General features: G+C 60.3%; 15 protein-coding genes and 1 tRNA gene. 13 read left to right on the plus strand and 3 right to left on the minus strand.

From position 1 onward, the window contains the following. The first annotated feature begins 165 nt into the window (after positions 1–165). From LIY36_RS00195 to LIY36_RS00210, 4 genes are all read left to right on the plus strand, one after another. Positions 166–2,088 carry a PrkA family serine protein kinase gene (locus tag LIY36_RS00195; RefSeq protein ID WP_192299807.1) on the plus strand — a complete coding sequence of 641 codons (1,923 nt, stop codon included), beginning with the start codon at positions 166–168 and terminating at the stop codon, positions 2,086–2,088. A gap of 113 nt (positions 2,089–2,201) precedes the next feature. After that, positions 2,202–3,473, plus strand: a complete 1,272-nt coding sequence (locus LIY36_RS00200; protein WP_016977872.1) for a YeaH/YhbH family protein — start codon at positions 2,202–2,204, stop codon at positions 3,471–3,473. Next, the gene (locus LIY36_RS00205; RefSeq protein WP_192299808.1) at positions 3,470–5,035 is read left to right on the plus strand and encodes a SpoVR family protein; all 1,566 of its coding nucleotides are present in this window, start codon (positions 3,470–3,472) and stop codon (positions 5,033–5,035) included. The genes LIY36_RS00200 and LIY36_RS00205 overlap by 4 nt, the downstream gene beginning before the upstream one ends. Before the next feature lie 63 nt (positions 5,036–5,098). Continuing rightward, the gene (locus tag LIY36_RS00210) at positions 5,099–6,328 is read left to right on the plus strand and encodes a multifunctional CCA addition/repair protein (RefSeq protein ID WP_226454462.1); all 1,230 of its coding nucleotides are present in this window, start codon (positions 5,099–5,101) and stop codon (positions 6,326–6,328) included. Positions 6,329–6,382: 54 nt separating this feature from the next. Here the strand turns inward: LIY36_RS00210 and folK are convergent, their stop codons facing one another. Continuing rightward, entirely contained in the window at positions 6,383–6,901 is a 519-nt protein-coding gene (gene folK, locus LIY36_RS00215) for a 2-amino-4-hydroxy-6-hydroxymethyldihydropteridine diphosphokinase (protein WP_226454463.1), read from the minus strand. Further along, complete coding sequence (folB, locus tag LIY36_RS00220; RefSeq protein WP_053131128.1) at positions 6,892–7,245, minus strand: dihydroneopterin aldolase; 354 nt, start codon at positions 7,243–7,245, stop codon at positions 6,892–6,894. Before folB ends, folK begins: the two co-directional genes overlap by 10 nt. 74 nt (positions 7,246–7,319) lie before the next feature. On the opposite strand from folB, the gene plsY reads away from it, so the two are divergent. Further along, positions 7,320–7,889 (plus strand): glycerol-3-phosphate 1-O-acyltransferase PlsY, encoded by a 570-nt coding sequence (gene plsY, locus LIY36_RS00225; RefSeq protein WP_105524764.1) that lies wholly within the window; start codon positions 7,320–7,322, stop codon positions 7,887–7,889. Between the two features lie 30 nt (positions 7,890–7,919). Here plsY and tsaD read toward each other — a convergent pair whose 3' ends face one another. Next, on the minus strand, positions 7,920–8,945 hold the full coding sequence (tsaD, locus tag LIY36_RS00230) for a tRNA (adenosine(37)-N6)-threonylcarbamoyltransferase complex transferase subunit TsaD (protein ID WP_192299811.1): 1,026 nt from the start codon (positions 8,943–8,945) through the stop codon (positions 7,920–7,922). Between the two features lie 202 nt (positions 8,946–9,147). On the opposite strand from tsaD, the gene rpsU reads away from it, so the two are divergent. From rpsU to LIY36_RS00270, 8 genes are all read left to right on the plus strand, one after another. Beyond that, positions 9,148–9,363 (plus strand): 30S ribosomal protein S21, encoded by a 216-nt coding sequence (gene rpsU / locus LIY36_RS00235; RefSeq protein WP_002551877.1) that lies wholly within the window; start codon positions 9,148–9,150, stop codon positions 9,361–9,363. A gap of 445 nt (positions 9,364–9,808) precedes the next feature. Then, positions 9,809–11,782 carry a DNA primase gene (dnaG, locus tag LIY36_RS00240; RefSeq protein WP_226454464.1) on the plus strand — a complete coding sequence of 658 codons (1,974 nt, stop codon included), beginning with the start codon at positions 9,809–9,811 and terminating at the stop codon, positions 11,780–11,782. A gap of 67 nt (positions 11,783–11,849) precedes the next feature. Beyond that, entirely contained in the window at positions 11,850–13,700 is a 1,851-nt protein-coding gene (rpoD, locus tag LIY36_RS00245; protein WP_226454465.1) for an RNA polymerase sigma factor RpoD, read from the plus strand. A 122-nt stretch (positions 13,701–13,822) separates the two neighbouring features. Next, complete coding sequence (locus LIY36_RS00250; protein WP_226454466.1) at positions 13,823–17,566, plus strand: EAL domain-containing protein; 3,744 nt, start codon at positions 13,823–13,825, stop codon at positions 17,564–17,566. 15 nt (positions 17,567–17,581) lie between these two features. Next, a tRNA-Ile gene (locus tag LIY36_RS00255) sits at positions 17,582–17,658 on the plus strand. A 131-nt stretch (positions 17,659–17,789) separates the two neighbouring features. Then, the gene (locus LIY36_RS00260; protein WP_192299815.1) at positions 17,790–18,236 is read left to right on the plus strand and encodes an Lrp/AsnC family transcriptional regulator; all 447 of its coding nucleotides are present in this window, start codon (positions 17,790–17,792) and stop codon (positions 18,234–18,236) included. Positions 18,237–18,382: 146 nt separating this feature from the next. Further along, a complete protein-coding gene (locus tag LIY36_RS00265; protein ID WP_192299816.1) occupies positions 18,383–20,074 on the plus strand; it encodes a flavin monoamine oxidase family protein in 1,692 nt (563 codons plus the stop codon). A gap of 10 nt (positions 20,075–20,084) precedes the next feature. Next, positions 20,085–20,879: a carbon-nitrogen hydrolase family protein gene (locus tag LIY36_RS00270; protein WP_226454467.1), complete on the plus strand. Its 795-nt coding sequence runs from the start codon at positions 20,085–20,087 to the stop codon at positions 20,877–20,879. The last annotated feature ends 45 nt before the right edge of the window (positions 20,880–20,924 follow it).

Below are 20,924 nucleotides of genomic sequence, written 5' to 3' on the forward strand. Positions count from 1 at the left end.
GCAGGCCATCCGAATCAGGGGAGAGCCGGTACACCGGCGTGCGGGTCATCGGTAGCGTTTCAGGGTGTTCTGGGGGGAAAACGGCCATTGGCGTCTGCCAATGACTGCCAGCATCGACTGATTGATCCGGCGTCGGCTCCACGTATCGAGCGAGGTGACGACGTCATGAGTATTTTTAGCCACTTCAAAAACCGCTTCGAATCCACACAGCAGGAGGAACTCACGCTGCAAGAGTACCTCGAGCTGTGCAAACAGGATCGCAGCACCTACGCGTCTGCCGCCGAACGTCTGCTGCTGGCGATAGGCGAGCCGCAATTGATAGACACCTCGAACAATTCGCGGCTGTCGCGAATATTCTCCAACAAGGTGATCCGTCGCTATCCGGCCTTTGAAGACTTCCATGGCATGGAAGAATGCATCGACCAGATCGTCTCCTACTTCCGCCATGCGGCCCAGGGCCTGGAAGAGAAGAAACAGATCCTCTACCTGCTCGGCCCCGTCGGTGGCGGTAAATCGTCCCTGGCCGAAAAACTCAAACAACTGATCGAAAAAGTGCCCTTCTACGCCATCAAGGGCTCGCCGGTGTTCGAGTCGCCCCTGGGCCTGTTCAACGCCACCGAAGATGGCGCGATCCTCGAAGAAGATTTCGGCATTCCCCGGCGCTACCTCAACACCATCATGTCGCCCTGGGCCACCAAGCGCCTGGCCGAATTCGGTGGTGACATCAGCCAGTTCCGCGTGGTCAAGCTCTACCCCTCGATCCTTAACCAGATCGGCGTGGCCAAGACCGAACCGGGCGACGAGAACAACCAGGACATCTCGGCGCTGGTGGGCAAAGTCGATATTCGCAAACTGGAAGAGTTCCCACAGAACGACGCCGACGCCTACAGCTACTCGGGCGCGCTGTGCCGGGCGAACCAGGGCCTGATGGAGTTCGTGGAGATGTTCAAGGCACCGATCAAGGTGCTGCACCCACTGCTCACCGCCACCCAGGAAGGCAACTACAACAGTACCGAAGGCCTCGGCGCGATTCCGTTCACCGGCATCCTGCTGGCCCACTCCAACGAATCGGAGTGGCACACCTTCCGCAACAACAAGAACAACGAAGCCTTCATCGACCGGATCTATATCGTCAAGGTGCCGTACTGCCTGCGGGTCAGCGATGAGATCAAGATCTACGACAAACTGCTGTTCAACAGCTCCCTGGCCAAGGCCCATTGCGCGCCCGACACCCTGAAGATGCTCGCCCAGTTCACCGTGCTGTCGCGCCTCAAGGAGCCGGAGAACTCGAATATCTACTCGAAGATGCGCGTGTACGACGGCGAGAACCTCAAGGACACCGATCCAAAGGCCAAGTCGATCCAGGAATACCGCGACACCGCGGGTGTGGACGAGGGCATGAACGGCCTGTCGACACGCTTTGCGTTCAAGATCCTGTCCAAGGTCTTCAACTTCGACCCCCACGAGATCGCCGCCAACCCGGTGCACCTGCTCTACGTGCTGGAACAGCAGATCGAACAGGAACAATTCCAGGCCGAGACCCGCGAGCGCTACCTGCGGTTCCTCAAGGAATACCTGGCACCGCGCTACATCGAGTTCATCGGCAAGGAAATCCAGACCGCGTACCTGGAGTCCTACAGCGAGTACGGCCAGAACATCTTCGACCGCTACGTGCTGTACGCCGATTTCTGGATCCAGGACCAGGAATACCGCGACCCGGAAACCGGCGAGATCCTCAACCGCGTAGCCCTCAATGAGGAACTGGAAAAGATCGAAAAACCGGCCGGCATCAGCAACCCGAAAGATTTCCGCAACGAAATCGTCAACTTCGTGCTGCGTGCCCGGGCCAACAACAACGGCAAGAACCCCACCTGGCTCAGCTACGAGAAGCTGCGGGTGGTCATCGAGAAGAAAATGTTCTCCAACACCGAGGACCTGCTGCCGGTCATCAGCTTCAATGCCAAGGCCAGCAAGGAGGATCAGCAAAAACACAACGACTTCGTCACACGCATGGTCGAACGTGGCTACACCGACAAACAGGTACGGCTGCTCTCCGAGTGGTATCTGCGGGTGCGCAAATCGCAGTAAGGCAGCGACAAGCGTGCAGTGCCAGGCCTCGGGCCTGGCTACTGACCGCCTGTCTTTAAGCTTCCAGCTCGCAGTTTGAAGCTTGTAACGTGAAGCTGCCCGGAGGGCTCCCCATGAGCTATGTGATCGACCGACGCCTCAATGGCAAGAACAAGAGCACGGTAAACCGCCAGCGTTTCCTGCGACGTTACCGTGACCACATCAAAAAGGCCGTTGAAGAGGCCGTGAGCCGCCGCTCCATCACCGACATGGAGCATGGCGAACAAATCAGCATTCCCGGCCGGGACATCGACGAACCGGTGCTGCACCACGGCCGGGGCGGCAAACAGACTGTCGTGCACCCCGGCAACAAGGAGTTCACCACCGGCGAACATATCCAGCGCCCCCAAGGCGGTGGCGGTGGCAAAGGCCCGGGCAAGGCCGGCAACTCCGGCGAGGGCATGGACGAGTTCGTGTTCCAGATCACCCAGGAAGAGTTCCTCGAATTCATGTTCGAAGACCTGGAACTGCCCAATCTGGTCAAGCGCAACCTGACCGGCACCGATACCTTCAAGACTGTGCGTGCCGGGATCAGCAACGAGGGCAATCCGTCTCGCATCAATATCATCCGCACCCTGCGCTCGGCCCATGCGCGGCGTATTGCACTGTCCGGCAGCAGCCGCGCCAAGCTCAAGGAAGCCAAGGAAGAATTGGCGCGTCTAAAACGCGAAGAGCCGGACAACTTCGGCGATATTCAGGAAATCGAGGCAGAAATCGAGAAACTCAGTGCGCGCATTCACCGCGTGCCGTTCCTCGACACCTTCGACCTGAAGTACAACCTGCTGGTCAAGCAGCCCAACCCCAGTTCGAAGGCCGTGATGTTCTGCCTGATGGACGTGTCCGGCTCCATGACCCAAGCCACCAAGGACATCGCCAAGCGCTTCTTCATCCTGCTGTACCTGTTCCTGAAACGGAACTACGACAAGATCGACGTGGTGTTTATCCGCCATCACACCAGCGCCCGGGAAGTGGACGAAGAAGAGTTCTTCTACTCACGGGAAACCGGCGGCACCATCGTCTCCAGCGCACTGAAGCTGATGCAGGAGATCATGGCCGAACGTTACCCGGCCAACGAATGGAATATCTACGCCGCCCAGGCCTCGGACGGCGACAACTGGAACGACGATTCGCCCATCTGCCGCGACATCCTGATCAACCAGATCATGCCGTTCGTGCAGTACTACACTTATGTTGAGATTACCCCCCGTGAGCACCAGGCCCTGTGGTTCGAATACGAGCGCATCGGCGAAGCCTTTGCCGACACGTTCGCCCAGCAGCAACTGGTCTCGGCCGGCGACATCTACCCGGTCTTCCGTGAACTCTTCCAGCGCAGGTTAGTGACATGACCGCCAAAAAAGAGCAAAAGCGCCAACCCATTTCCACGGGGTCCGAGTGGACCTTTGAACTGATCCAGGCCTATGACCGGGAAATCAGCCGTATTGCGGCGGGTTATGCCCTGGACACCTACCCCAACCAGATCGAAGTGATCACTGCCGAACAGATGATGGACGCCTATGCCTCCGTGGGCATGCCCTTGGGTTATCACCATTGGTCCTACGGCAAGCACTTCCTCAGCACCGAGAAGTCCTACAGCCGCGGCCAGATGGGCCTGGCCTACGAGATCGTGATCAACTCCGACCCGTGCATCGCCTATTTGATGGAAGAAAACACCATCTGCATGCAGGCATTGGTAGTGGCGCATGCCTGCTACGGGCACAACAGCTTCTTCAAGGGCAATTACCTGTTCCGTACCTGGACCGACGCCAGCTCGATCATCGACTATCTGGTATTCGCCAAGCAGTACATCATGCAGTGCGAGGAGCGCCACGGCATCGATGCGGTGGAAGACCTGCTCGACTCCTGCCATGCGCTGATGAACTACGGCGTCGATCGCTACAAACGCCCGTACCCGATTTCCGCCGAGGAAGAACGCCTGCGCCAAAAGGAGCGCGAGGAGCATCTGCAGAAACAGATCAACGACCTATGGCGCACCATTCCGAAAAAGACCGGTAAAAACAGCGACAAGGACAATGCGCGCTTCCCCGCCGAACCCCAGGAAAACATCCTGTACTTCCTGGAAAAACACGCGCCGCTGCTGGAGCCGTGGCAACGGGAAATCGTGCGCATCGTGCGCAAGATCGCCCAATACTTTTATCCACAGCGCCAGACCCAAGTGATGAACGAAGGCTGGGCGACGTTCTGGCACTACACGCTGATGAACGACCTGTACGACGAAGGCCTGGTCACCGACGGTTTCATGATGGAGTTCCTCACATCCCACACCAGCGTAGTATTCCAGCCCGGCTTCGACAGCCCGTATTACAGCGGCATCAACCCCTATGCGCTGGGCTTTGCCATGTACCGCGACATCCGGCGCATGTGCGAACACCCCACCGAGGAGGACCGCCGCTGGTTCCCGGAAATCGCCGGCAGCGATTGGTTGTCGACCATCAAGTTCGCCATGAGCAGCTTCAAGGATGAGAGTTTCATCCTGCAATACCTGTCCCCCCAGGTGATTCGCGACCTCAAGCTATTCAGCATCCTCGACGACGATCTCAAGGACGACCTGGTGGTACCGGCCATCCACGACGAACCCGGCTACCGCATCATCCGTGAAACCCTGGCGGCGCAGTACAACCTGGGCAACCGCGAACCCAACGTGCAGATCTACAGCATCGACGTGCGCGGTGACCGTTCGCTGACCCTGCGCCACCAGCAACACGACCGCAAACCCCTGGGCGAGTCCACCGAGGAAGTGCTCAAGCACCTGCATCGGCTCTGGGGCTTCGACATCCACCTGGAAACCCTGCAGGGCGATCAGGTGATGAAAACCCACCACGTGCCCCCGCGCACCGATCACAACGACAACGACTACGGCCGCCTGGACCTTGCCGTCGTCCACCTCTGAAACGGCAAAGCCTCCATTGGCAGGGCACAGGCGGTATCCTGTGCGGCTAATGGAGGCTTTTTCATGAAAATCTACAAAGTCGGCGGTGCGGTACGGGATCGCCTGCTGGGCATCCCGGTCACCGACATCGACCGCGTTGTCGTGGGTGCCACGGCAGAAGAGATGCTCGCCAAGGGCTACAAGCCGGTGGGCTCGGACTTCCCAGTGTTCCTCGACCCGAAAAACGGTGACGAATACGCCCTCGCCCGCACCGAGCGCAAGAGCGGCCGGGGTTACGGTGGCTTTGTGTTTCACGCCAGCCCTGACGTCACGCTGGAAGAAGACCTGATCCGCCGCGACCTGACCATCAATGCCATGGCAGAGGATGATGACGGCAACCTGACCGATCCTTATAACGGGCAGCGCGATCTCAAAGCGCGCATTTTACGTCACGTTTCCCCCGCATTTGCCGAAGATCCCCTTCGAGTCCTGCGTGTTGCCCGCTTCGCCGCGCGCTACGCGCCCTTGGGTTTTCGCGTCGCACCAGAAACCCTGGAGCTGATGCGTCAACTCAGTGAATCCGGCGAACTGGAAGCCCTGACTCCGGAGCGCAGTTGGAAGGAAATCTCCCGCGCACTGATGGAAGATCAGCCACAGGTATTTATCCAAGTGCTGCGCGACTGCGCCGCCCTGAAAACCTTGATGCCGGAAGTGGATGCCCTCTTCGGCGTGCCGCAACCCGCCGCGCACCACCCCGAGATCGACACGGGCGTGCATACCTTGAGCGTGCTGGAACAGGCCGCCCTACACACACAGCCGCTGACTGTTCGCTGGGCCTGCCTGCTGCATGACCTGGGCAAGGGCCTGACGCCTGTGGATAAGTTGCCACAGCACATTGCGCACGAATACACCGGCCTCAAACTGATCAAGGCGGTCAACGAACGCTTCAAGGTGCCGCGAGATTGCCAGGAACTGGCACTGTTGGTGGGCCAATATCACACCCACGGCCACCGGGCACTGGAGCTGAAGGCCTCGACTTTACTGGAATTACTGCAGAGTTTTGACGTGTACCGTCGACCACAGCGCTTTGAAGAGTTTGTGGTCGCCTGCGAAATGGATGCCCGGGGCCGCAAGGGTTTCGAGCAGCGTAGTTATCCACAGGCGGATTATCTACGCGGCGCTGCCAAGGCCGCGCGGGAGGTGGCGGTGGCGCCATTGCTGGAGAAGGGCTTCAAAGGCCCGGAACTGGGCGAGGCGCTCAAGCGCGAACGGCTCAAGGCGCTGAAAACCTACAAAGAGCAACACAACCTGTAGACGCCAATCCACCGTGGCGCGGGGGCGCCGCGCCCCCCAGCGCTCGCCACAGGCCTACAGAAGCTCATCGGGCGTGAGTTGCTGGCCTTGCCATTCAAACCCGACAGGCGCCAGCACCTGGTCGATCTGCGCATCGCGCCACAGGTCGCCAAGGGTCCTGCCCACCTCAGGATGCACACGCTGCGGCGCCATCAGTGACAGCGGCCACAGCACGAAGGCGTTCTTCAGGATCTCTGCTCGCGGCAGGATCAAACCATCGAAATCGCCCACCAGGTCACCATACAGCAGTACGTCGATGTCCAGCGGCAAGCCTTTGCGGTCCGGCGCATAGCGACCGTTATCGGCCTCGATGGATTTCAAGCGACGATCCAACTCCATCAATGACAGGTCGGTATAGGCCGACACCACCAGATTAAAGAACGGACCGCTCTTGATGCCCACCGGCTGGCTTTCGAACACAGCCGAGCAACGTATTTCCGTCAGAAAGCTCGCCAATGCATCAAGACCGGCGCGCAGGTGGGTCTCGCGATCAATATTGCTGCCAAGGCCAAGGTAAATCTGAGTTAGCGACATCCGCGCTCGATCTCCACGCCCACGCCCTTGGCGGCCGGCACAGCCCCTGGCTTGGTCAACTTGAGGTGCAGCCAGGGAATCTGGAACTCGCTCATCAACACTTCGGCCAGACGCTCGGCGAAGGTTTCCACAAGCTGGTATTGGGATTGCTCGGCAAACGCCTGGATGCGCGTGCTAACGCTGGCGTAATCCAGGGCCAGGGTCAGGTCGTCACCGGCCGCAGCCGGGCGGTTGTCCCAGGCGAAGCTCAGGTCCAGGCGCAGGCATTGGCGGATTCCGCGCTCCCAGTCGTAGGCCCCGATCACGGTGTCGACTTCCAGGCCTTCGATAAACACTCTGTCCAAGCACTCTTCTCCGCAGCACGACAAGGGCGCGATGCCCCGTTAGAATCAGGGCGTCCTCGCCCGGAATAGTTAGCATGTTTTGGTCACTGGCGATTTTCGCCTACCTGCTCGGCTCGCTGTCCTTCGCCATTTTGCTCAGCCGCCTGACGGGAAATCCCGATCCGCGAATGAGTGGTTCAGGCAATGCCGGCGCCACCAATATGTTGCGCTTGGCGGGCAAGAAGCTCGCTGTGCTGACGCTGCTGGGCGATCTGTGCAAGGGCCTGTTGCCCGTGCTGATCGCCAGCCTCGCCGGTCTTACCCTGCAACAGCAGGCCTGGGTCGGCGTGTGTGCCGTCCTCGGCCATCTGTTCCCACTGTACTTCCGCTTTCGCGGTGGCAAAGGTGTCGCCACGGCGGCCGGCATGTTGCTGGGGATCTACCCGCCAGCAGCGTTGCTGGCCGTTATTGCCTGGCTGCTGACGTTCTACCTGACCCGCACCAGCTCACTCGCCGCACTGATCGCCACCCCGCTGACCCTGCCGCTGCTGGCCTGGCAGGAGCCGGCGGCACTGTTGCCGATGAGCGTGCTGACATTGCTGATCGTCTGGCGCCACCGCGGCAATTTACGCGACCTGTTTGCCGGGCGCGAACGGCATTTTTAAATACCCGCTCACGTTGCCCCGTGCAAAGGCCTACAACGCAGACAACTGCTCCATCGGCCAGCGCGCCTGCACGCTGATCGCCAGACTCTCATGCTGCCCGGCCTGCAGGCGCTGGCAGCCGGCGTAGGCGATCATCGCGCCATTGTCGGTGCAGAACTCGGGGCGCGCGTAGAACACGTCGCCCTTCATGTCGCCGAGCATTTTTTCCAACGACGTGCGCAAGGCCTTGTTGGCGCTGACGCCACCGGCAATCACCAGGCGCTTCATGCCCGCCTGTTTCAGCGCACGCTTGCACTTGATGGTCAAAGTCTCCACCACGGCCTGCTGGAACGCCAGCGCGATGTCGCAACGGGCTTGCTGGCTGTCGTCTCCGGCGCTGACGCTGTGCTGCCAGGTATTCAACGCGGAGGTCTTCAAGCCGCTGAAGCTGAACATCAAACCCGGACGATCGCACATCGGACGCGGAAATGTGTAGCGACCGGCGACGCCTTTTTCGGCAAGCCGTGCGATTTCCGGACCGCCTGGATAGTTGAGGCCCATCATCTTCGCGGTTTTGTCGAAGGCTTCGCCGGCGGCGTCGTCCAGGGATTCACCCAGCAGCGTGTATTGGCCGATGCCATCCACCTGAACCAGCTGCGTATGGCCGCCGGAAACCAACAAAGCGACGAACGGGAACTCTGGCGGTGTTTTTTCCAGCATTGGAGCCAATAAATGGCCTTCCATATGGTGCACGCCAAGGGCCGGAATGCCCCAGGCGAAGGCCAGTGCCTGGGCGCAAGAGGCCCCAACCAGCAGGGCTCCGACCAATCCTGGGCCAGCCGTGTAGGCAATCGCATCGATCTCGGTCGGCACGCAACCGGCCTCGTCCAGCACCTGGCGAATCAACGGCAGCATGCGTTTGACGTGATCTCGGCTGGCAAGCTCCGGCACCACGCCGCCATAGGCGCGGTGCAGGTCGATCTGACTGAACAGTGCATCGGCCAAAAGCCCGCGTTCACTGTCGTAAAGTGCGACACCGGTTTCGTCGCAGGAGGTTTCAAGTCCCAGTACTAGCATGGGTTTGCGCCTTGTAGAGGCTGAATTCGAAGGCGCGCATAATAGTCGCCACTCCCCCTCCCGACTAGCGGTTTTCGATCAGAGGCTTTGCATTCCGGCCAATGAGGGGTTAACATCCGCAACCCTTAAAAACCGACGACCTCAGCCGCGAATTGTTTGCGACGAGAACGTTGATCCCGGTAATGAAAGAAGGTAGCTCTGGATGCCAGCCGTCAAAGTTAAAGAGAACGAACCCTTCGACGTAGCTCTGCGTCGTTTCAAGCGCTCCTGCGAAAAAGCCGGTGTACTGGCTGAAGTTCGTAGCCGCGAATTTTACGAGAAGCCAACTTCTGAGCGTAAGCGCAAAGCAGCAGCCGCTGTTAAGCGTCACGCCAAGAAAGTTCAGCGCGAACAGCGCCGCGCCGTTCGTCTGTACTAATACACAGACGTTCGTAGCAAGCTTCTGCCAAGCCCGGCCCTCAGCCGGGCTAATGGCATTTGCGGACAACGCTTGATGCTTCACTGTTGACGCCGCACATGCGACCGAAACAACTGCTTCACACGTCAGGACTGGCTCTTCTGCCAGCGGTGCACGTCTCTTCTGACGAGTCTAACAAGGCTACTGACGAGCACACTTATTCTGTAAACAGACGATCAACAGGTCGGCTGTGCCCAACAAAGCGATTCCGAGGCCCACTAACGGCCAAGACCGGACGCCCGGGCAACATTTCCAAGCCAAAGACTGATCAGAAATTAACGTCAGTGAATGTTCGGCAGATACACTTCCATGCAGCCCCAGCACACAATCGATGAACGAGCCACGCCTTACGTGCGCTTGAGCACATCATGGGCCCTCATTTACACGCAGTGATGACGAGAACGCCATGGCCGGGCTAATTCCCCAGAGCTTTATTGACGACCTTCTGAACCGCACCGACATCGTCGATGTCGTCAGCTCGCGCGTGCAACTGAAAAAAGCCGGCAAGAACTACACCGCCTGCTGCCCGTTCCACAAAGAGAAAACCCCGTCATTCAGCGTCAGCCCCGACAAGCAGTTCTACTACTGTTTCGGCTGCGGCGCTGGCGGCAATGCCCTCGGTTTCCTCATGGACCACGACAACCTGGACTTCCCCCAGGCCATCGAGGACCTGGCGAAAGCCGCCGGCATGGAAGTCCCTCGCGAAGAAAGTGGTCGCCCACACAAACCGCGCCAGCCCACCGACTCGCCGCTGTACCCACTGCTGACGGCCGCTGCCGACTTTTATCGTCAGGCGCTTAAAAGCCACCCGCAGCGCAAGGCCGCCGTCGACTACCTGAAAGGTCGTGGCCTCACCGGCGAAATCGCCCGTGACTTCGGCCTGGGTTTCGCTCCGCCTGGCTGGGACAACCTGTACAAGCACCTGAGCAGCGACACCCTGCAGCAAAAAGCCATGATCGACGCCGGCCTACTGGTGGAAAACGCCGAGACCGGCAAACGTTACGACCGCTTCCGCGACCGCGTGATGTTTCCGATCCGCGACAGCCGCGGCCGCATCATCGCCTTCGGTGGCCGCGTGCTGGGGGACGACAAGCCCAAGTACCTGAACTCCCCGGAAACCCCGGTATTCCACAAGGGCCAGGAACTCTACGGCCTGTTTGAAGCGCGCAAGAACAACCGCAACCTCGATGAAATCATCGTGGTCGAAGGCTATATGGACGTGATCGCCCTCGCCCAGCAAGGCCTGCGCAATGCCGTGGCGACCCTGGGCACGGCGACCAGCGAAGAACATTTGAAGCGCCTGTTTCGCGTAGTGCCCAGTGTGCTTTTCTGCTTCGACGGCGACCAGGCCGGCCGCAATGCCGCCTGGCGCGCCCTCGAAGCCACACTATCGAGCCTGCAGGATGGGCGCCGCGCGCGCTTTTTGTTCCTGCCCGAAGGCGAAGACCCGGACACCCTGGTCCGCTCCGAAGGCACCGACGCATTCCGCGCCCGCATCAACCAACACGCGCAACCGCTGGCAGATTACTTCTTCCAGCAACTGACCGAAGAAGCCGACCCGCGCTCACTCGAAGGCAAGGCCCACATGGCCACCCTCGCGGCGCCGCTGATCGACAAGGTGCCGGGCGCGAACCTGCGCACGCTTATGCGCCAACGCCTGCAAGAGATCACCGGCCTGAGCGGCGAAGCCGTCAGCCAGCTGGCGCACAGCGCGCCGCAAGATGCACCGCCACCGGCCTACGACCCAGGCATGGACTACGACGCCATGCCGGATTACGCCGACTTCCACCAGCCGCAGGAGGCCTACGCGCCCCAGCAGGAGTGGACACCGAAAAAGCCCGGCGCCGGCGGCAAGAAATGGGACAAGAAGCCTTGGAGCAAGAACGGCAAGCGCGGTGACCGCGATGAAGCCTATGCCCCGCGCACCCCGGTTGCCGTAGAAGCGCCGACGCTGATTGCCCTGCGCACGCTCATCCACCACCCGCAACTGGCGGGCAAGGTTGAAAGTGCCGATCATTTTGCCAACGCGAGCAACACTTACGCCCAGGTGCTGATTGCCCTGATCGAAGCCGTGCAGAAAAATCCTAAGCTAAACTCTATTCAGCTGATGGCTCGCTGGCATGGCACCGAACAAGGCCGATTACTCAAGGCGCTCGCGGAAAAGGAGTGGCTAATTGACGGCGATAACCTTGAACAACAGTTTTTAGACACCATTACTAGGTTATCCGCGGGCCAGCACACGCAGACCCTCGATGAACTGATCAAGAGAGCAAGACAGCCGGGATTGTCGGCTGAAGAGCAAATTCAGATAGCAAAACAGATGCGCGACCTCTTAAAACAGAATGTTTCCGCATCAAACCCGACCTCAGCTGGCGTGTGAGGTCATAGCTCGGGTATAATCCTCGGCTTGTTTTTTGCCCGCCAAGACCTTCAGTGGATAGGGTGTTATGTCCGGAAAAGCGCAACAGCAGTCTCGTATCAAAGAGTTGATCACCCTTGGTCGTGAGCAGAAGTATCTGACTTACGCAGAGGTCAACGACCACCTGCCTGAGGATATTTCAGATCCTGAGCAGGTGGAAGACATCATCCGCATGATTAACGACATGGGGATCCCCGTACACGAGAGTGCTCCGGATGCGGACGCCCTTATGTTGGCCGACGCCGATACCGACGAGGCAGCCGCTGAAGAAGCCGCTGCCGCGCTGGCTGCGGTGGAGACCGACATCGGTCGCACGACTGACCCTGTGCGCATGTATATGCGTGAAATGGGTACCGTCGAGTTGCTGACACGCGAAGGCGAAATCGAAATCGCCAAGCGTATTGAAGAGGGTATCCGTGAAGTGATGGGCGCAATCGCGCACTTCCCTGGCACGGTTGACCACATTCTCTCCGAGTACACTCGCGTCACCACCGAAGGTGGTCGCCTGTCCGACGTCTTGAGCGGTTACATCGACCCGGACGACGGCATTGCGCCGCCTGCCGCCGAAATACCGCCGCCTGTCGATGCAAAAGCGGCGAAAGCTGACGACGATTCCGAAGACGACGATGCTGAAGCCAGCAGCGACGACGAAGAAGAAGTCGAAAGCGGCCCGGACCCGATCATCGCTGCCCAGCGTTTCGGGGCGGTTTCCGATCAAATGGAAATCACCCGCAAGGCATTGAAGAAGCACGGTCGCTCCAACAAGCAGGCCATTGCCGAGCTGTTGGCCCTGGCCGAGCTGTTCATGCCGATCAAGCTGGTGCCGAAGCAATTCGAAGGCCTGGTTGAACGCGTTCGTAGCGCCCTTGAGCGTCTGCGTGCACAAGAGCGTGCGATCATGCAGCTCTGTGTCCGTGATGCGCGCATGCCGCGTACCGATTTCCTGCGCCAGTTCCCGGGCAACGAAGTTGACGAAAGCTGGTCCGACGCACTGGCCAAAGGCAAGGCGAAGTACGCTGAAGCCATTGGTCGCCTGCAACCGGACATCATCCGCTGCCAGCAGAAGCTGACCGCGCTTGAAACCGAGACCGGCCTGACAATTGCCGAGATCAAGGACATCAACCGTCGCATGTCGATCGGTGAGGCCAAGGCCCGCCGCGCGAAGAAAGAGATGGTTGAAGCGAACTTGCGTCTGGTGATCTCCATCGCCAAGAAGTACACCAACCGTGGCTTGCAATTCCTCGACCTGATCCAGGAAGGCAACATCGGCTTGATGAAGGCTGTGGACAAGTTCGAATACCGTCGCGGCTACAAGTTCTCGACTTATGCCACCTGGTGGATCCGTCAGGCGATCACTCGCTCGATCGCCGACCAGGCCCGCACCATCCGTATTCCGGTGCACATGATCGAGACCATCAACAAGCTCAACCGCATTTCCCGGCAGATGTTGCAGGAAATGGGTCGCGAACCGACCCCGGAAGAGTTGGGCGAACGCATGGAAATGCCTGAGGATAAAATCCGCAAGGTATTGAAGATCGCTAAAGAGCCGATCTCCATGGAAACCCCGATCGGTGATGACGAAGACTCCCATCTGGGTGACTTCATCGAAGACTCGACCATGCAGTCGCCAATCGATGTCGCCACCGTTGAGAGCCTCAAGGAAGCGACTCGCGACGTACTGTCCGGCCTCACTGCCCGTGAAGCCAAGGTACTGCGCATGCGTTTCGGCATCGACATGAATACCGACCACACCCTTGAGGAAGTCGGTAAACAGTTTGACGTGACCCGCGAGCGGATCCGTCAGATCGAAGCCAAGGCGTTGCGCAAGTTGCGCCACCCGACGCGAAGCGAGCACCTGCGCTCCTTCCTCGACGAGTGATACCAGAACCCCCGGCCCAGGCCGGGGGTTTTGTTTTCTACAGCAAAAAATTCCGCGCAACACCCCTCCCCCGCAATGCCCGTCTACACTCGAACCATTCCCCGTGCCATAACGAGACCGTTATGCCCAGATTGCCGACCGTGTTACTGCTGTCGCTGCTGACCTGGACCGCAACGGCTGGCGCGTTGACTCTTAGCGATGATGAGCGTGGCTGGCTAGCGGACCATCAGGAACTGCGGCTGGGGGTGGATGCGTCATGGCCACCCTTCGAATACCGTGATGAAAATAGCCACTACCAGGGCCTGGCCGCCGACTATGTGCGCCTGATCCAGGACCGCCTGGGCGTCAGGATCAAATTGATCGAACCCGCAAGCTGGAGCGCGGTGCTCGAGCAGGCCCGAAACAACCAGCTCGACCTGCTGCCCGGTGTCATGTCCACGCCTGAACGCCAGAGCTACATGGCCTTCACGCGCCCGTACCTGGACTTCCCCATCGTGATCCTGGCCCATGAGGGTGGCGCCCAGCCGCGCAACCTCAAGGATCTCTACGGGCTGAAGATTGCCGTGGTGGAAAATTACGCCCCCCACGAACTGCTCCGCACCCACCACCCCGACCTGAATCTGGTGGCCATGCCCAACGTCAGCTCGACGCTACAAGCGCTGGCCACCGACGAAGTGGATGCCGTGGTCGGCGACCTCGCATCCAGCGTCTGGAGCCTGCGCCAGCTGAAACTCGACGGTCTGTACGTCAGCGGCGAAACGCCCTACCGCTACCAACTGGCGATGGGCGTGCCGCGTGACAACAAGATGCTGGTCGGCATCCTCGATAAAGTCCTGGCCGACCTCAGCCCGGACGAAACCGATGCCATCCAGCAACACTGGGTCGGCAGCATTACCGATCACCGCGCATTCTGGACTGACCTGCTGACCTACGGCCTGCCCGCAGTGCTGCTGCTGAGCACCGTTTTGGCCATCGTGATTCGGATCAATCGCCGGCTCAGTTCGGAAATTTCCCGCCGCGTGGCGCTCGAACAAGAACTGCGCAGCAGCGAATACCACTACCGCGGCCTGGTAGAGAGCCTGTCGGCTATCGCCTGGGAAGCCAGCATCATCGACTTCACCTACAGCTACGTCTCCCCCCACGCCGAAGAACTGCTGGGGTACCCGCGTGCCCATTGGCTGATCCCAGGCTTCTGGCGCAACATCATCCACCCTGCCGACCTGACACGCGCCGAAACCTATTGCCATCGCGAAACCCGCGCCAACCGCGACCACAGCATCGATTACCGCGTCATCACCGCCGACGGCCGCTGCCTGTGGGTGCGCGACATCGTCAGCCTCATAGAGCATGGTCACGAGCCCGTGTTGCGCGGCCTGATGATCGACATCAGCGAAGCCAAACGCACTGAAGAAGCGCTGCAACTGTCCGAGCAAAAGTTTGCCTCGGTGTTCCAGCAATGCCCGGACATACTCGTGATCGCCCGTCTGTCCGACGGCTGCCTGCTGGAGGTGAACAAGGCCTTCGAGGATCAGGTCGGCCTGAGCGCCGAGGAAGTAGTGGGTAAAACCGGCACGGCGTTGAACATCTGGGGCTACGAGGGCGCCGGCCCGGATCTGCTGAAACGGGTGCAGACCTCCAGCATCCGCAACCTGGAGATGCCCTTTCGGCGCAGCAACGGCCAAGTCTTCACCGGCCTGATTTCCGCCGAGCCATTCCAGCTCGACACCATCGAAGCCATCGTCGTGGTCGTGCGCGATATTTCCCAGCTCAAGGAAACCCAGCAGCAGTTGCAAACCTCGGAAGAGAAGTTCGCCAAGGCATTCCATGCCTCCCCCGACGGCTTGCTGCTGAGCCGTCAACGCGATGGGCTGCTGATCGAAGTGAACGATGGTTTCAGCCGCATTACCGGCTTCGCCAGCGCCACCTCCATCGATAAGTCCGCCTTGGACCTGGGCATCTGGGTCGACCTCAACGAACGCAAAAACATGTTGGAGATGATGCAGCGCGACGGCTTTGTCCGCGATTTCATCTGCCATATCCGCCGCAGTGATGGGCAAGTCCGCCTCTGTGAATTGTCCAGCCGCCCACTGCCAATCGGCGACGACGACTGCATGCTCACCATCGCCCGCGACATTACCGAACGCCAGCTGATGCAGGAAAAACTGCAACAAGCCGCAACGGTCTTCGAAAGCACCGCCGAGGGCGTGCTGATCACCGACACGCAGCAGAACATCAGCGCCGTCAACCGCGCCTTCAGCGAGATCACCGGTTACAGCGAAGCCGAAGCCTTGGGCCAGACACCACGTCTGCTCGCCTCGGGCCTGCACGACAGCGCCTTCTATGCCGCGATGTGGCATCAGTTGACCGCCCATGGGCATTGGCAAGGCGAGATCTCCAACCGCCGCAAGAATGGCGAGCCGTACCCCAGCTGGCTGACCATCAGCGCCGTACGCAACCGCGACCAGTTGATCACGCACTTCGTCGCCGTGTTTGCCGACATTTCCAGCCTAAAACTGGCCCAGGCCCGCCTCGACTACCAGGCGCACCACGACCCGCTGACCGGCCTGCCAAACCGCACGCTGTTTGAAAACCGACTGCAGGCCGCCCTCAACGGCCATCAGGAAACCGGCAAACAGGGCGCCGTGCTGTTTCTCGACCTGGACCGTTTCAAGCACATCAACGACAGCCTCGGCCACCCCGTCGGCGACCTGCTGCTCAAGGACATTGCCGTACGCCTCAAGGAACAACTGCGTGACATCGACACCGTCGCCCGCCTCGGTGGCGATGAATTCATCATCCTGCTGCCGGGCCTGCAACATGCCAGCGACGCCGAACACCTCGCAAACAAACTGCTGGCGTGCTTCACCCTACCGTTCCAGGCCGGCGAACATGAGTTCTTCATCAGCGCCAGCATCGGCACCAGCCTGTACCCCCAGGACGGCACCGACGTCGCCACCCTGGTCAAGAACGCCGACGCCGCGATGTACCGCTCCAAGGCCAAGGGCCGCAACCGGGTAGAGAGCTACACCCGCGACCTCACCGCCCAGGCCAACGAGCGCGTGGCCTTAGAACACGAACTGCGCCGCGCCATCGAACGCGACGAACTGAGCCTGTGCTACCAACCCAAGCGCAGCCTGGCGACACAAGAACTGATCGGCGCCGAAGCACTGATCCGCTGGCGTCACCCGACCTTCGGCGAAGTGCCGCCCGAACACTTCATCGCCCTCGCCGAAGAGAACGGCATGATCCTGCAGATCGGTGACTGGGTACTCGAACAGGCCTGCCGGCAAATGCACGCCTGGCAGGGCACCTTCGATGACTTCGGCACACTCTCGGTCAACCTCGCCGGCGCGCAACTGCGTCACCCCAACCTGCTGTCACGCATCGAACAACTGTTGCACGACTACCACCTCACACCCGGCTGCCTGCAACTGGAGATCACCGAAAACTTCATCATGAGCCAGGCTGAAGAAGCGCTGGAGGTCCTGCACCAACTCAAGCACCTGGGCGTGCAGCTGGCGATCGACGACTTCGGCACAGGTTATTCATCCCTCAGCTACCTCAAGCGGCTGCCGCTGGACTTCCTGAAAATCGACCAATCCTTCGTCCGCGGCCTGCCCGACGACCCCCACGACGCTGCAATCGTGCGCGCCATCATCGCCCTGGGCCACAGCATGCAATTCACCATCATCGCCGAGGGCGTGGAAAACTCCGCGCAACAGGCATTCCTTGCCGCCGAGGGCTGCGAACAGATGCAAGGCTACATCGTCAGCCTGCCCCTGCCGCCCGAACTGTTCGCAGCTACATTCCTTCGTATGAGGGCTGAGGATTTTTCGGATAGCACAGTGGAGAAACCGTCGTTATAATCCGCGACCTGTTTAGGGCCTATAGCTCAGTTGGTCAGAGCAGAGGACTCATAATCCTTTGGTCCACGGTTCAAGTCCGTGTGGGCCCACCAACTCCAAAGCCGCGCATTGCGCGGCTTTTGTGTGTCTGGCCGAGTGGTTTGCCAGCCAGCCCAGGCGAATAAATCGACGAAAGTGTGTAAAAAGCGTCCACACTCCATCGCTCACCTACTGGAGCCTCCCCTTGCCTGCCCTAGACGAAATCGACCGCCAACTGATCGCCGCCCTGCAAATCAACGCGCGCGAAAGCGTGGCGATGCTGGCCCGCCAGTTGGGGATCGCGCGCACCACGGTGACGTCGCGCCTGGCGCGCCTGGAAAAGACCCAGGTGATCACAGGTTACGGTGTACGCCTCGGCCAACGGGTGGCGGGCGGTGGTTTGCAGGCTTATGTGGGGATCACCGTCCAGCCGCGCTCCGGCAAGGAAGTGCTGCGCCGACTGAGTGCGATGGCCCAGGTCCAGCAGTTGTGCGCCGTGAGCGGCGAGTTCGATTACGTGGCCTGGCTGCGCACCGACTCGCCGGAGCAGCTCGACCAGTTGCTCGACCAGATCGGCAGCGTCGATGGCGTCGAGAAGACCACCACTTCGATCATCCTCAGTAACAAATTGGATCGCGGCCAGCCAGTCTGACCACCCGCTTCGTCACTCTGACTAAAAACAATTCATTCCGACGACACTTTGCGTCTTATTAACGAGCGCTACGCTCCCTAAACTGGCTGCCATCTTTTCCTATACTCAGCGGGACGTGCCCCGCCGAGTCGCCAGCCAGGTCAGCCATGAACACATTCAACAAAAACAATCGCCACCCTGCAGACGGTAAAAAACCCATCACCATCTTTGGCCCGGACTTCCCGTTCGCCTTCGATGACTGGATCGAACACCCCGCCGGCCTGGGCAGCATTCCCGCCGCCAACCATGGCGCCGAAGTAGCGATTGTCGGCGCGGGCATCGCCGGCCTGGTGGCCGCTTACGAACTGATGAAGCTGGGCCTCAAGCCGGTGGTGTACGAAGCCTCGAAAATGGGCGGGCGCTTGCGCTCCCAGGCGTTTGAAGGCGCCGAAGGCATCATCGCCGAGCTGGGCGGCATGCGCTTCCCGGTGTCATCCACCGCGTTCTACCACTACGTCGACAAGCTCGGCCTGGAAACCAAACCCTTCCCGAACCCGTTGACGCCAGCGTCCGGCAGCACGGTGATCGACCTCGAAGGCCAGACCCATTACGCACAAAAGCTGTCGGACTTGCCGGCGTTGTTCCAGGAAGTTGCCGACGCCTGGGCCGATGCCCTGGAGGCCGGCTCGCAGTTCGGTGACATCCAGCAAGCCATCCGCGACCGTGACGTACCACGCCTCAAGGCGCTGTGGAACAAGCTCGTACCGTTGTGGGACGACCGCACGTTCTACGACTTCGTCGCCACCTCCAAGGCGTTCGCCAAGTTGTCGTTCCTGCACCGTGAAGTCTTCGGCCAGGTCGGTTTCGGCACAGGTGGCTGGGACTCGGACTTCCCCAACTCGATGCTGGAAATCTTCCGCGTGGTGATGACCAACTGCGATGACCACCAGCACCTCGTGGTCGGTGGCGTAGCCCAAGTGCCCATGGGCATCTGGCGCCATGTACCGGAGCGCTGCGCCCATTGGCCGGCGGGCACCAGCCTCAGTTCACTGCACCGCGGCGCGCCACGGGCCGGGGTCAAGCGCATTGCCCACGCCGACGGTGGCCGCTTCGCCGTCACCGACAACTACGGCGACACCCGCGAATACGCCGCCGTCCTGACCACCTGCCAGAGCTGGCTGCTGACCACCCAGATCGAATGTGACGAAAGCCTGTTCTCACAAAAAATGTGGATGGCCCTCGATCGCACGCGCTACATGCAGTCCTCGAAAACCTTCGTGATGGTCGACCGCCCGTTCTGGAAAGACAAAGACCCGGAAACCGGTCGCGACCTGATGAGCATGACCCTCACCGATCGCCTGACCCGTGGCACCTACCTGTTCGACAACGGTGACGACAAGCCGGGGGTGATCTGCCTGTCCTACGCGTGGATGAGCGACGCGCTGAAAATGCTCCCGCAGCCCATCGACAAACGCGTAAAGCTGGCCCTCGACGCCCTGAAGAAGATCTACCCGAAAGTCGACATCAAGGCGCGCATCATCGGCGACCCGATCACCGTATCCTGGGAAGCCGACCCGCATTTCCTCGGGGCCTTCAAAGGCGCGTTGCCCGGTCACTATCGCTACAACCAGCGTATGTATGCGCACTTCATGCAGAAGGACATGCCCGCCGAACAGCGTGGGATCTTTATCGCCGGTGACGACGTTTCCTGGACACCGGCATGGGTAGAAGGCGCCGTGCAAACCTCGCTGAATGCTGTATGGGGCATCATGACCCACTTCGGCGGCAGCACTCACCCCGAGAACCCGGGGCCGGGCGATGTGTTCGATGAAATTGGCCCGATTGCCCTGCCTGAATAAGGAGTTGACCATGCGTGTCGCCTTGTACCAATGCCCGCCGCTGCCACTGGATGTGGCCGGCAACCTGGCACGCCTGCACCAGCTGGCGCATGAAGCGTCCGGTGCGGATGTGCTGGTGTTGCCGGAGATGTTCCTCAGCGGCTACAACATCGGCGCCGAGGCGGTGGGGGCCTTGGCCGAGGCCCAGGATGGTCCGTCCGCGCAGAGGATTGCCGCACTGGCGCAAAGTGCCGGGCTGGCGATTGTCTACGGCTACCCGGAGCGGGCCGACGACGGGCAGATCTACAACGCCGTGCAACTGATAGACGCTCACGGCCAGCGCCTGTGCAACTACCGCAAGACGCATCTGTTTGGCGATCTGGATCACGGGATGTTCAGTGCCGGGGGCGATGACTTCCCGGTAGTGGAACTCAACGGTTGGAAGCTGGGCATGCTGATCTGCTACGACCTGGAATTCCCGGAAAACACCCGCCGCCTGGCCCTGGCCGGTGCCGAGCTGATCCTGGTGCCCACCGCGAACATGGTGCCGTTCGACTTTGTCGCCGATGTCACCGTGCGAGCGCGGGCCTTCGAGAACCAATGCTACGTGGCCTACGCCAATTACTGCGGGCATGAAGGCGACATCCACTACTGCGGGCAAAGCAGTATTGCCGCGCCGGACGGCCAGCGCATTGCCCAGGCCGGGCTGGATGAAGCGCTGATCATCGGCACGCTGGATCATCAATCGATCCTCACTGCCCGCGCCGCCAACCACTACCTGCACGACCGCCGTCCCCAGCTGTACAGCGCGCTGCACAAGCCCTGACCTTGTGGGTTTGTTAGCATAGGCACTTCCTACGTTTCGGAAGTG

Source organism: Pseudomonas sp. AF03-9 (genome assembly GCF_020515815.1).
GTDB lineage: Bacteria > Pseudomonadota > Gammaproteobacteria > Pseudomonadales > Pseudomonadaceae > Aquipseudomonas.

Bases quoted from the DNA above. Each gene is read 5' to 3' on its own strand.
- LIY36_RS00195 (WP_192299807.1), top strand. From the start codon at position 166: ATGAGTATTTTTAGCCACTTCAAAAACCGCTTCGAATCCACACAGCAG.
- LIY36_RS00200 (WP_016977872.1), top strand. From the start codon at position 2,202: ATGAGCTATGTGATCGACCGACGCCTCAATGGCAAGAACAAGAGCACG.
- LIY36_RS00205 (WP_192299808.1), top strand. From the start codon at position 3,470: ATGACCGCCAAAAAAGAGCAAAAGCGCCAACCCATTTCCACGGGGTCC.
- LIY36_RS00210 (WP_226454462.1), top strand. From the start codon at position 5,099: ATGAAAATCTACAAAGTCGGCGGTGCGGTACGGGATCGCCTGCTGGGC.
- folK (WP_226454463.1), bottom strand. From the start codon at position 6,901: ATGTCGCTAACTCAGATTTACCTTGGCCTTGGCAGCAATATTGATCGC.
- plsY (WP_105524764.1), top strand. From the start codon at position 7,320: ATGTTTTGGTCACTGGCGATTTTCGCCTACCTGCTCGGCTCGCTGTCC.
- tsaD (WP_192299811.1), bottom strand. From the start codon at position 8,945: ATGCTAGTACTGGGACTTGAAACCTCCTGCGACGAAACCGGTGTCGCA.
- rpsU (WP_002551877.1), top strand. From the start codon at position 9,148: ATGCCAGCCGTCAAAGTTAAAGAGAACGAACCCTTCGACGTAGCTCTG.
- dnaG (WP_226454464.1), top strand. From the start codon at position 9,809: ATGGCCGGGCTAATTCCCCAGAGCTTTATTGACGACCTTCTGAACCGC.
- rpoD (WP_226454465.1), top strand. From the start codon at position 11,850: ATGTCCGGAAAAGCGCAACAGCAGTCTCGTATCAAAGAGTTGATCACC.
- LIY36_RS00250 (WP_226454466.1), top strand. From the start codon at position 13,823: ATGCCCAGATTGCCGACCGTGTTACTGCTGTCGCTGCTGACCTGGACC.
- LIY36_RS00265 (WP_192299816.1), top strand. From the start codon at position 18,383: ATGAACACATTCAACAAAAACAATCGCCACCCTGCAGACGGTAAAAAA.
- LIY36_RS00270 (WP_226454467.1), top strand. From the start codon at position 20,085: ATGCGTGTCGCCTTGTACCAATGCCCGCCGCTGCCACTGGATGTGGCC.